General features: G+C 69.6%; 11 protein-coding genes and 1 pseudogene. 7 read left to right on the top strand and 5 right to left on the bottom strand.

Translation table 11 applies throughout. The features are described from left to right. Positions 1-134: 134 nt before the first annotated feature. From ABZ532_RS19525 to ABZ532_RS19515, 3 genes are read right to left on the bottom strand one after another with little or no spacing between them, the layout of a single operon-like run. Entirely contained in the window at positions 135-1196 is a 1062-nt protein-coding gene (locus ABZ532_RS19525) for a low specificity L-threonine aldolase (RefSeq protein ID WP_361284774.1), read from the bottom strand. A gap of 14 nt (positions 1197-1210) precedes the next feature. Next, positions 1211-1966: an SDR family NAD(P)-dependent oxidoreductase gene (locus ABZ532_RS19520; protein WP_361284771.1), complete on the bottom strand. Its 756-nt coding sequence runs from the start codon at positions 1964-1966 to the stop codon at positions 1211-1213. A 26-nt stretch (positions 1967-1992) separates the two neighbouring features. Next, positions 1993-3390 (bottom strand): DUF6421 family protein, encoded by a 1398-nt coding sequence (locus ABZ532_RS19515; RefSeq protein ID WP_361284720.1) that lies wholly within the window; start codon positions 3388-3390, stop codon positions 1993-1995. Between the two features lie 432 nt (positions 3391-3822). Here ABZ532_RS19515 and ABZ532_RS19510 point away from each other — a divergent pair, with 432 nt between their 5' ends. Next, positions 3823-4506 carry a glycerophosphodiester phosphodiesterase family protein gene (locus tag ABZ532_RS19510; RefSeq protein ID WP_361284717.1) on the top strand — a complete coding sequence of 228 codons (684 nt, stop codon included), beginning with the start codon at positions 3823-3825 and terminating at the stop codon, positions 4504-4506. Between the two features lie 29 nt (positions 4507-4535). On the opposite strand, the pseudogene ABZ532_RS19505 reads toward ABZ532_RS19510, so the two are convergent. After that, a pseudogene (locus ABZ532_RS19505) lies at positions 4536-4783 on the bottom strand (GNAT family N-acetyltransferase); the annotation flags it as partial. Positions 4784-4894: 111 nt separating this feature from the next. Between ABZ532_RS19505 and ABZ532_RS19500 the strand changes: the two are divergent. From ABZ532_RS19500 to ABZ532_RS19480, 5 genes are all read left to right on the top strand, one after another. Next, complete coding sequence (locus ABZ532_RS19500; protein WP_361284714.1) at positions 4895-5281, top strand: VOC family protein; 387 nt, start codon at positions 4895-4897, stop codon at positions 5279-5281. A 104-nt stretch (positions 5282-5385) separates the two neighbouring features. Next, entirely contained in the window at positions 5386-5943 is a 558-nt protein-coding gene (locus ABZ532_RS19495) for a DUF5134 domain-containing protein (protein WP_361284711.1), read from the top strand. Between the two features lie 84 nt (positions 5944-6027). Next, on the top strand, positions 6028-6963 hold the full coding sequence (locus ABZ532_RS19490) for a M56 family metallopeptidase (RefSeq protein ID WP_361284708.1): 936 nt from the start codon (positions 6028-6030) through the stop codon (positions 6961-6963). Positions 6964-6997: 34 nt separating this feature from the next. Beyond that, on the top strand, positions 6998-7699 hold the full coding sequence (locus ABZ532_RS19485; RefSeq protein ID WP_361284705.1) for a phosphatase PAP2 family protein: 702 nt from the start codon (positions 6998-7000) through the stop codon (positions 7697-7699). A gap of 135 nt (positions 7700-7834) precedes the next feature. Next, entirely contained in the window at positions 7835-8422 is a 588-nt protein-coding gene (locus ABZ532_RS19480) for a helix-turn-helix domain-containing protein (RefSeq protein ID WP_361284702.1), read from the top strand. A 128-nt stretch (positions 8423-8550) separates the two neighbouring features. Here the strand turns inward: ABZ532_RS19480 and ABZ532_RS19475 are convergent, their stop codons facing one another. Further along, positions 8551-10035 (bottom strand): hypothetical protein, encoded by a 1485-nt coding sequence (locus ABZ532_RS19475; RefSeq protein WP_361284768.1) that lies wholly within the window; start codon positions 10033-10035, stop codon positions 8551-8553. A gap of 267 nt (positions 10036-10302) precedes the next feature. On the opposite strand from ABZ532_RS19475, the gene ABZ532_RS19470 reads away from it, so the two are divergent. Further along, positions 10303-10938 (top strand): DUF305 domain-containing protein, encoded by a 636-nt coding sequence (locus ABZ532_RS19470; RefSeq protein WP_361284765.1) that lies wholly within the window; start codon positions 10303-10305, stop codon positions 10936-10938. Positions 10939-10991: the final 53 nt, after the last annotated feature.

Genomic DNA, 10991 nt, shown 5'->3' with positions numbered 1-10991 from the left:
GACCGCGCGCTGGCGGGCCCGCCCGGGGGGGGGCTGGGCGGGGGGGGCGGGTGGTGCGCGCGGGGGGCCGCCGGGCCGGGGGCGGCGGCCGGCCCCTCAAGGGTGATGAGCGGAAAACCTGGGGAGGCCGGCCCTCAGCGGGCCATCTCCTCCTTCAGCGCCAGCAGGAAGGCGTCCACGTCGTCCTCCCTGGTGTCGAACGAGCACATCCACCGGACATCGCCCGCCGCCTCGTCCCAGAAGTAGAAGCGGAAGCGTTCCTGCAAACGCCGGCTCACCTCGTGCGGAAGGCGCGCGAAGACCGCGTTGGCCTGCACCGGGTAGAGGATCTCCACCCCGTCGACCGCCGTTACGCCCTCGGCCAGGCGCTGCGCCATGGCGTTGGCGTGCCGGGCGTTGCGCAGCCACAGGTCCTTGGCGAGCAGCGCCTCCAACTGCACCGAGACAAAACGCATCTTGGAGGCGAGCTGCATGGACAGCTTGCGCAGGTGCTTCATATGGCTGACGGCGTCCGGGGTGAGGACCACCACGGCTTCGCCGAAGAGCATCCCGTTCTTCGTGCCGCCGTACGACAGGACGTCCACGCCGACCGCGTTGGTGAACGCGCGCATCGGCACGTCCAGCGAGGCCGCCGCGTTGGCTATCCGCGCACCGTCGAGGTGGACCTTCATCCCGAGGCCGTGCGCATGGTCGACGATCGCCCGGATCTCATCCACGGTGTAGACCGTGCCGAGCTCCGTGTTCTGGGTGATCGAGACGACCTGGGGCATGGCGCGGTGTTCGTCGTCCCAGCCGTACGCCTGCCGGTCGATCAGCTCGGGCGTGAGCTTTCCGTCGGGCGTCGGGACCGTCAGCAGCTTGAGGCCGCCCATCCGCTCGGGCGCGCCGCCCTCGTCCACGTTGATGTGCGCGGACTCGGCACAGATCACCGCGCCCCAGCGGTCTGTGAGCGCCTGGAGCGCGACGACGTTGGCGCCGGTGCCGTTGAACACCGGGAATGCCTCCGCGGACGAACCGAAGTGGCTGTGCATGATCCGCTGGAGGTGGTCCGTGTACTCGTCCTCGCCGTAGGAGACCTGGTGGCCTCCGTTGGCGAGGGTGAGCGCGGCCAGCACCTCGGGGTGCGCACCCGCGTAGTTGTCGCTGGCGAAGCCGCGTACCTCGGGGTCGTGATGCCGACGGGCATCCGTGGTCAGGTGCTTCGACCGGCTCACGGCTTGGGGGTCAGCCACAGACGCTGTCCATTCACTTCCTGGGCGGGCATGTCCCAGACCCCGGCAATGGCCTCGGCCAGTTCCTTGACGTCCGTGAAGCCCGCGAACTTCGCATTGGGGCGCTCCGCCCGCATGGCGTCGTGCACCAGTGCCTTGATCATCAGGATGGCAGCCGCCGCCTGCGGGCCCTCATCGCCCCCGGCCTTGCGGAAGGCATCGGCGAGCGCGAGGGTCCAGGCCTCGGCCGCGGCCTTCGACGCGGCGTAGGCGGCGTTGCCCTCGGTGGGCTTGGCCGAACCCGACTGGCTGACCAGGACGAACCGGCCCCGGTCACTGCGCCTGAGCGCCTCGTGGAACGCGAGGGAGGTGTGCTGGACCGTACGGATCAGCAGCTTCTCCAGGAGGTTCCAGTCGGAGAGCTCCGTCTCGGCGAAGGTGGCACTCCCGCGCCAGCCGCCGACGAGGTGGACCAGACCGTCGACCCGGCCGAATTCCTTCTCCGTCTGGTTCGCCCACTCCCGGGTGGCGTTCAGGTCGAGCAGATCGACCGTGTCCCCGGTGACGGTCGCACCGCCGTGCGCGTACCGGGCGGCGTCCACCGCCTCGGCAAGCCGCTCGGTGTCGGCGTCGGCGGCCACGACGACCGCTCCGGCCTCGGCGAGCCGCAGCAGGGTGGCGCGGCCTGCGGGCCCGGCCGCGCCCGCCACCGCGATCACGGCACCGTCAAGCGCCCCGTTGCCGTTCGATTTCATGGTGTCGGTCTCCTCGGTACGAATGTTCACGCGGCAGCTCGCTCGGCGTTCTCCGCCGTGATCCCCTTGGTGGAGGCGATCACGTGCTTCATCTTCTTGGAGAGCGCCTCAAAGAACATGCTGAGCGGAAACTCGTCCGGAAGCACGTCGTCGACCAGCTTGCGCGGCGGCTGCGAAAGATCCAGGGCGTCGGGGCCCTTGGCCCAGCGGGAGCCGGGGTGCGGGGCGAGGTAGGTGGAGACCAGCTCGTAGGCCTTGAACCAGTGGACCAGCTTCGGGCGGTCGATGCCGTCCCGGTACAGCTGCTCGATGTCACCACAGAGCTGGTTGGTGACCTCGGGAGCCCGCTCCCAGTCGATGCGCAGCTTGTTGTCGGTCCAGCGGATGACGTCGTGCTTGTGGAGGTACGCGAAGAGCAGCTGGCCGCCCAGACCGTCGTAGTTGCGCACGCGGTCGCCCGAGAGCGGGAAGCGGAACATACGGTCGAAGAGCACCGCGTACTGCACGTCGCGGCCGTGCTCGTTGCCCTCGGCGTCGAGCTTCACAGCCTCCTTGAAGGCGGTGAGGTCGCAGCGCAGCTCCTCCAGGCCGTACATCCAGAACGGCTGGCGCTGCTTGATCATGAACGGGTCGAAGGGCAGGTCGCCGTGGCTGTGCGTGCGGTCGTGGATCATGTCCCACAGGACGAAGGCCTTCTCGCAGCGCTCCTGGTCGTGGACCATGGCGGCGATGTCCTCGGGCAGGTCGACACCGAGGATGTCGACGGCCGCGTCGGTGACCCGGCGGAAGCGGGCGGCCTCGCGGTCGCAGAAGATGCCACCCCAGCTGAAGCGCTCGGGGGCCTCACGCACGGCGATGGTCTCGGGGAACAGCACGGCCGAGTTGGTGTCGTACCCGGCGGTGAAGTCCTCGAAGGCGATGCCGCAGAACAGCGGGTTGTCGTAGCGGGTGGCCTCGAGCTCGGCGAGCCACTCCGGCCAGACCATGCGCAGCACGACCGCTTCGAGGTTGCGGTCCGGGTTGCCGTTCTGTGTGTACATGGGGAAGACGACCAGGTGCTGGAGGCCGTCCTGGCGGTCCGCGGCCGGCTGGAACGCGAGCAGCGAGTCAAGGAAGTCGGGCACCTCGAAGGCGGTGTCCGCCCACTTCTTCAGGTCGCCGACGAGCGCCGCGTGGTATGCGGCGTCCTGCGGCAGCAGCGGGGAGAGCTCCTCGACCGCCCCGATGATCCGCTCGACGGCGAACTCGGCGGCGGCACGGACCGGGGCGTCCTCGGCGTCGAAGTCGATCGAGCCGTCCTTGGACTGCCAGGGCCGGATCTCCTCCACGGCATCCTTGAGCGTCCGCCAGGCCGGGTGCTCGACCACTCGTCCTGCGGTGGCTATTTCGCTACCGTTGGCGCCCTGCACAAGGATTTCCGTCATTTCACTTCCTCCACGGGAGAAACTCGCGTCAAGACAGCGTATACAAGCGTGTCTCCCGACTACAAGTGTGACCTTGGGAAATTGTCCTGCCCTACCCCCGGAGCAGCCGCAGAATTTCCGGTCATCTACACATGGCGACGTGATGATTGCGGCGAGTGAGAGCAGGGACGGATCGGGAGACCCCGATGCCGCCTCCACGGCCGCGCCGACCACGGCGACCCGGATAGACGTTCCCCGATGGCCGGAATCCATGCCTGGGCAGTTCGAGTGATGTCGGCCCCCGCGGTCCGGATCCCGTCAAGCCCGGGAGGACTCGCCCACGCACGAGTGCACGACCGGTTACGCAACGCACGCGGGCTATTAGGCTGCGCCCAGGCCGTGCCGTAAGCGACCCGAGCCCGAGCCCGAACCATCGACGGAAGCGAGAAGATCTTGAGTTTCCTCACCATCGGTCATCGCGGGGTCATGGGTGTCGAACCGGAGAACACCCTCAGCTCCTTCGTCCGCGCCCAGCAGACGGGTATGGACGTCATCGAGCTCGATCTGCAACTGAGCAAGGACGGCGCCCTCGTCGTCATGCACGACGCGGACGTGGACCGCACGACCGACGGCACCGGGGCGGTCGCCGAGAAGACGCTCGCCGAGCTCCGGGAGCTCGACGCGGGGCGGGGCGAGCGCATCCCGGTCTTCGAGGAGGTCCTGGACGCCGTGCGCGCTCCCCTCCAGGCGGAGATCAAGGATGCCGCCGCGGCGCGGACGCTCGCCGAGGTGATGCTCAAGCGCGACCTGACCGAGCGGGTGGAGGTGTCGTCCTTCCACGACGAGGCGATCGCGGAGATCTCCTCGCTGGTGCCCGGAGTGCGCACGGTCCTGGTCGCCAGCCGCTGGGGCAGCGATGTGGTGGAGCGCGCACAGGCGGTGGGCGCCGCCACACTCGCCCTCAACATCCGCAGGCTCACCCTGGAGACCGTGGAGCACGCGCACGGCGAGGGGCTCAAGGTCATCGGCTGGGTCGTGAACACCCAGCCCCAGCTGCGCCTGGTGCGCGCACTGGAGCTGGACGGCGCGACCACGGACTACCCGGAGATCCGGCTGACGGGCCGTTTCACGGCCTGAGCCGCGCCCGCCCCGTCAGCCGCGCCCCCTCAGCCGAGGTCCTTCACCAGCAGTTCGAACCTGAGGTCGTCGCGCTTGGGCGGTCCGAAGCGCTCGTTGCCGTACGGGAAAGGGCGTCATCTTTCCCGTACGGCGGTAGCCGCGCCGCTCGTGCCAGGCGACAGTTCCTCGTGTACCGCTATCACCGTCATGTGCATCTCCCGTGCACCCCAGGCCTCCGCGCACTGCGCTCCGCCTCGGCGATGATCTGCCGGCCGAGACCCGCGCCCCTGGACGGGGGCGTCGGCCTCGGTCCCGTCGCGGAAGGTCAGCCGTGCGGGCTCCTACGTCGATGCGGAGTCCATGTGTCGGATCTCCGATCGCGCATGCGCCGTCTACTGTGCTGACCATGATGCACGTGCTGAGTAGCCGCATCCTGCTGCGGCCGACGGATCCGGACCGGTCCCGGCGGTTCTACGAGGACGTACTCGGCCTCCAGATCTACCGGGAGTTCGGCACCGGACCCGAGCGCGGGACGGTCTACTTCCTCGGCGGCGGCTTCCTGGAGATCTCCGGGCGCTCCGACACCGCGCCCGCGCCCGGTGTCTCGCTGTGGCTCCAGGTCTCGGACGCCAAGGCTGCCTACGGGCACGTCCTGTCACACGGCGCCACGGTCGAACAGCCGCCCCAACGAGAGCCGTGGGGCCTGGTGGAGATGTGGGTGAGGGATCCGGACGGGGTGCGGATCGCCGTGGTCGAAGTACCCGACGACCATCCTCTGCGGTACCGGCCCTGACACCGGGCGCCGGTGCCGTGCCCCCGTGTACGCCTGTGCGCTCGCATGTGCGCGCGCACCTGGGGCATCACATCCCTCGACACCGTCGAGCGGGGAGGTGCCCGGTGCACGGTACGGCGTTCTCGGCCTGGTTACTCGTCGCGTTGTGCGCCGCGTCGGGCGCCTACTGCGTGCTCAGGATGCGCAGCAGTGCGGGTGAGGAGCGCGGGGCGGCGGGCGGCGAGGCGGCGATGGGCTTCGGGATGGCCGCGATGGCCCTGCCTGCCACGATCGCGCCACCGCCGTCATGGGCCTGGCAGATCTACGCGGCCGTGTTCACGGCTACGGGGCTGCGGGGCCTGTGGGCACTCCGTCGTGCGGGCGGTGGCTCGCACCATCCGCATCATCTGGTGGGTTCGCTGGCCATGGTGTACATGGCGCTCACGATGGCACCCGGCACGGGGGCGCACACCGGGCACGCGGGCGCCGGGGGTGTCCCCCTGCTGACGGGAGTGCTGCTGGGGTACTTCGTGGTGTTCGTACTGCGTTCCGGGGCGAGGCTGGTGCCGGTGGCGGCACCGTCGGGAGCCGTGGCTCCGGCCTGGGGAGCACGGCCCGAGCTCGCGCTGGCCTGCCGGGTGTCGATGGGGGTGGCCATGGTGGCCATGCTGCTCACCGTCTGACGCGCCACGGGTGCGACCGTGTCGTACGTCACTTGGCACGTGAGGCCATACCCGGCGGTAGTACCGCGCTCATAGGCTGACTCCATGATGGTCTCGCTTGCGCTGCTCCTGCTCGGCGCACTGGCCGCCGTCCTGGCCCCGCGGCTGATGTCGCGGGCCGACTGGCCGGAGCGCGAGCCTGTGGTGGCCCTGTGGGTGTGGCAGTGCGTGGTGGCGGCCGTGTTGCTGAGCTTCGCGCTCTCCATGACGTTCAGTGCTGCCGCGGCCTGGCAGGCCGTACGGGGCCAGGTGTTCGCGCCCGCCCCGCATGGCGTGGTGGAGGCCTATGCGCTCGGGGCGCACGGCCCCTGGTCCGCGGTACTCGCGGTCGTACTGGCGTGCGGCGGGCTCTGGACGGGGGCGATGCTGGCCCAGGAGGTGTACCGGGCGCACACCCGGCGCAACCGGCGCCGGGCCGAACTCCTCGTGCGCGCCCCTCTGTTGCCGGGAGAGGACCCGGGCGGTGAGCCCATGGTGCTGCTGGAAGGTGAGCGACCCGATGCCTGGTGGCTTCCGGGTGCGGCACCCCAACTGGTGGTCACCACTGCGGCGCTGCGGCGGTTGAAGGGCCGTCAGCTCGATGCGGTGCTCGCCCATGAGCAGGGTCACGCCCGTGCGCGCCACGACTGGCTGCTGCACTGGTCGGCTGCGCTCGCCAACGGCTTCCCCCAGGTCCCGGTGTTCGCCGCGTTCCGGGACGAGATGCACCGGCTGGTGGAGCTGGCCGCGGACGATGCCGCGTCGCGCAGGTTCGGCCGGCTCACCATCGCCCTGGCGCTCGTCGAGCTGAACGAACACCGAGGGGTGTTCGGTCCGTGCCCCACAGCGGACGCCCAGCTGCCGCAGCGCGTCAACCGGCTGCTGGCACCGGCCCCCCGGCTCACCGCGGGCCACCGGCTCCGTCTGACCGCGACGGCGGCGCTGGTGCCCGTCGTTCCGCTGCTCGTGGCATTCGTTCCCGGGCTGAGGGCGCTCGGATAGCTTAGGTCGGTCATCGTGGGCAAGGATCGGTTCCATGCAGTCTCCTGTCCGGCCCACCCGCACGCCTGCCCCCGTCTCCGCCACCGCGCTCACGGCCTCGGTGGCCGCCGCTCTGTCGCTGGTTCTGCTGGTGCTGGTCGCCACCGCGTGGACGCCGCTACTGTCGCTGGACGTCGCGATCGCGCGGGCGCTGCACCACTCGGCGCTCACCGAACCCGGCTTCACCGAGGCCAACCGGGTGCTCAGCAACTGGGTCTGGGATCCGTGGACGATACGCGCACTGCTGGCCGCGGCGGTCATCCTGCTGCTGTGGCGCGGGGAGCGGCTGCAGGCACTCTGGGTGGCCGGCGCCAGTGCCCTGGGCACCCTGGTGCAGCAGTCGCTCAAGTCCGCGGTGGGTCGCGAGCGACCGCACTGGGAGCAGCCCCTGGACACCGCCCAGTACGCCGCCTTCCCGTCGGGGCATGCCATGACGGCGACGGTCGTCTGCGGGCTGGTGCTGTGGCTGCTCGGGCGGGAGGGCGTGGGGCCCCGCGTCTGGTGGGCCGCGGTCCTCGTCGCGGCCGTCTCCGTGCTGGGGGTGGGCTTCACCCGGCTCTATCTCGGGGTGCACTGGTTCACGGACGTGGTCGGCGGCTGGCTGCTGGGGATCTGCGTGGTGGCCCTCGCCATAGCGTCGTACGAACGGTTCGGCAGTGGCGGGTCGGGGACGCCGGGACCCGGCGCGCGGAGATGAGACGTCCGACCGGACCGGGCGATCCCCCGCGTCGCCCGGTCGGGCCAGTCACCGCCGCTGACCAGGTACGCAGGCACAGCGCGGCGATTCGCGCTGAGTATATTGGCTGGAAGCCAGTCAACGCAGGAGTCAAGCATGTCCCCGCGGAGCGCATCGGTCAATGAACAACTGCGGCGGCGTTCCCGTGAGCGCCTCTTGCAGGCCACCGTGGACCTCGTGGGGGAACGCGGTTACGCGGCGACGACCCTGGGTGACATCGCCGACCGTGCCGGATCGGCACGCGGCCTCGTCTCGTACTACTTCACGGGTAAGCGGCAGCTCTTCCAGTCGGCGGTGCACCGGTTGATGCATCTGACGCTGGAAGCCGCTCTGGAGCGCGAGCCCCGTACGGACGACGGGAACGAATGCCTCGCGCGCGCGATCGACGCGGTGCTCGGACTCGCCGTGGACCGGCCGGTGCTGCTGCGCGCGCACATGGCCGGGATCCTCCAGGAGGAGGGCTTCGTCCGGTGCCCTGAGCAGCAGCGGCTGGAGTTCCTGCTGCGCGGCACCCTCGAGCGGTACGGCTCCCCCGACGTGGACGCCGAGTACCCGCTGCTGCGCGCGCTGCTGATGGGCGCGGTGTTCGCGGTGGTGGTGCCCGGGGCGCAGCTGCCGCTGGAGCGGCTGCGGGCCGAACTGTTTCTGCGGTACGGGCTGGACTGGGAGCTCGGCCGTGTCTGAGAAGTGGCGCCCTCCGGGCGCACGGCGCCACTTCTCGGACACGGCCCACGCGTCCCGCCGGGCGAAGAGCCGCCCGGCGGGACGCGGCGGGTGCCGCTGGTACCCGCTGATGTCGCCGGCAGGTCGGCTCAGTCCCGGTCGAAGTAGTCCGGCTGGGTCTGGACATTGAGCTCGTGCATCCGGACCCGCTTCGCGGGGTCGGTACGGCGGTCGTCGAGTCTCAGCACATCGAGGCCCTTGGCGATGTCGTTGGAGTAGATGTGGCCGTTGTAGTAGTACGCCGACCATGAACCACCGGTGGTGAGGGTGTCGGTGGACAGCGGACCACGCTCGAAGTAGGCGATCTCCCTCGGCTTGGCGGAGTTGGTGAACTCCCATACCGAGACGCCGCCCTGGTACCAGGCCTGGACCATGATGTCGCGGCCCTTGACGGGGATCAGTGAGCCGTTGTGGGCCACGCAGTTCTCGGTGCTCGCCTGATGGCGGTCGATCTTGAAGTAGCTGCGGAAGACGAGTTTGCGCTTGTCGCCCTTGCCGACGATGTCGTAGATGCCGTCGGCGCCGCGGTTCGGTCCGGTCTCCTCGTTGCAGGTGGCGCCCACGCCGCCGCCGAGCTCGTCGGTGAAGACGACCTTGTCGGCGCGCTGGTTGAACGTCGCCGAGTGCCAGAACGCGAAGCTGACGTTGTCCTGGACCTGGTCGATGACCTTGGGGTGCTCGGGATCCCTGATGTCGAAGAGGATGCCGTCACCCATGCATGCGCCCGCCGCGAGGTCCCTCGACGGCAGCACGGTGATGTCATGGCACCCCGTCGTCTTCGAGACACCGGGGTTCGTCGGGCCTCCCGGGTTGCCACCGCCGTCCGGGCCCTCACCGGGGAAGAGCACCGGGAAGTTGACGACCGCCGCCTTCTCGGGGGTCTTGCGCGGCACCTTGATGACGGAGATTCCGTCGTGCGGGGGCTGGCAGTCGGGGAAGGCCGCGTTCGGCGAGTACGAGGAGACGTACACGTAGACGTTGCGGCGCTCGGGCACCAGGGTGTGGGTGTGTGAGCCGCACGCGGTCTCCACGGCGGCGACGTACTCAGGGTTGCTCTTGTCGCTGATGTCGAAGATCTTCATGCCCTCCCAGGAGGATTTCTCGCTCGCGGGCTGCGTCGTGCTGCTGCACGAGTTGTCGCTGCGCGAGGAGTCGGTGGAGAGGAAGAGCAGGTCGCCCGAGACGGAGACGTCGTTCTGGGAGCCGGGGCACAGCACCTGGGCAACGGTCCTGGGGGCCTTCGGATTGCGGATGTCGAAGATCCGGAATCCGTCGTAGTTGCCGGCGAAGGCGTATCCGTCCTGGAAGGCCAGATCGGAGTTGGCGCCCTGGAGGGCCTCCTTGGGGATGTTGACGAGCGGTTTGAGGTTGTCGCTGTGGACGATCTCGTCCACTCCGGGTATCTCGCCGTTCGCCACGGCCGACTTGGCGGCGGCGCGATCGGCCGCGGACACCGCCTCCTGGTGCGGGGCGCCGCCGGGGTCGGGGATGGCTGCCGCCGGTCCGGCCGTCAGCAGCGTGGCGAGCATCCCGGCCGCGGCTGCCGCCACGACCGTGCGTCTGCGCCGCGGCATGCGGGTGGTGTGCAACGAGAACACTGGGACCTCCCTTTGCTCCGTTGTCTCCGTAATCCCCGTTCGGTATTGAACGGTTCACGGATCCCCGGGCAGTATCACCCTTTGCATGTCCATTCCAATAGAGCCAATCAGCGCCGTCGTGCAGGATTCTGATCACTTGGCCGGGTAAGCGAGCTCTTCTGATCATCAACGTGCCGTGAACCGCAGGAGGTTGCCGTGTTGCCGCTCCGCAGATCCCGCAGATGTCCCCGCATTGCAGCGACCCTGGTGGGCGCCGTACTCGCTCTGAGCGCCTGCGATTCAGGAGCCGGGGCGGAGAAGACGCGGTCCGCGAACGACGGCGGTGCCCCTCTGGTGGTCGCACCGGGCAAACCCGGCGAGCCGGCGCGGACGTTGTCGGCCGACGAGGCGCGCGAGGCCGTACCCGACAACCACCCGAACGCGGCGGATCTCGACTACGCACAGATGATGATCGTCCATCACCGCCAGGCACTGCAGATGACCGCACTGGTGCCGGGCCGTGCGACCGGCGACCGGCTCAAGGGGCTCGCGGCACGGATCGACGCGGCCCAGCGGCCCGAGATCGCCGCCATGGATGCGTGGCTGAAAGGCAACACCGCAGGTACGGGCGGAGGCGGACACGGCTCGCACGGCCAGAGCGCCCACGATCACGGCGCGATGCCGGGTATGGCGACCGCGGCCCAGCTCGCGGAGCTGAGGGCGGCCCGCGGCACGGCGTTCGACACACTCTTTCTGAAGCTGATGATCACCCATCACGAGGGTGCGGTCACCATGGCGGCCGATGTGCTCTCCCAGGGCCGGAACGTCCAGATGGCGGAGATGGCGAGCGAGGTGATCGCCCAGCAGAGCGCGGAGATCAGCCGTATGCGCGCGATGTGAGTCTCCCCGGGCGCCGATTCGGGTGCCATGCTGGAGACACCCCTGCGGGAAGG

This window comes from Streptomyces sp. NPDC019396 (assembly GCF_040632375.1).
Classification (GTDB): domain Bacteria; phylum Actinomycetota; class Actinomycetes; order Streptomycetales; family Streptomycetaceae; genus Streptomyces.
Note: the sequence above shows the minus strand (reverse complement) of the source record. Positions and strands in the feature narration are given on the sequence as shown.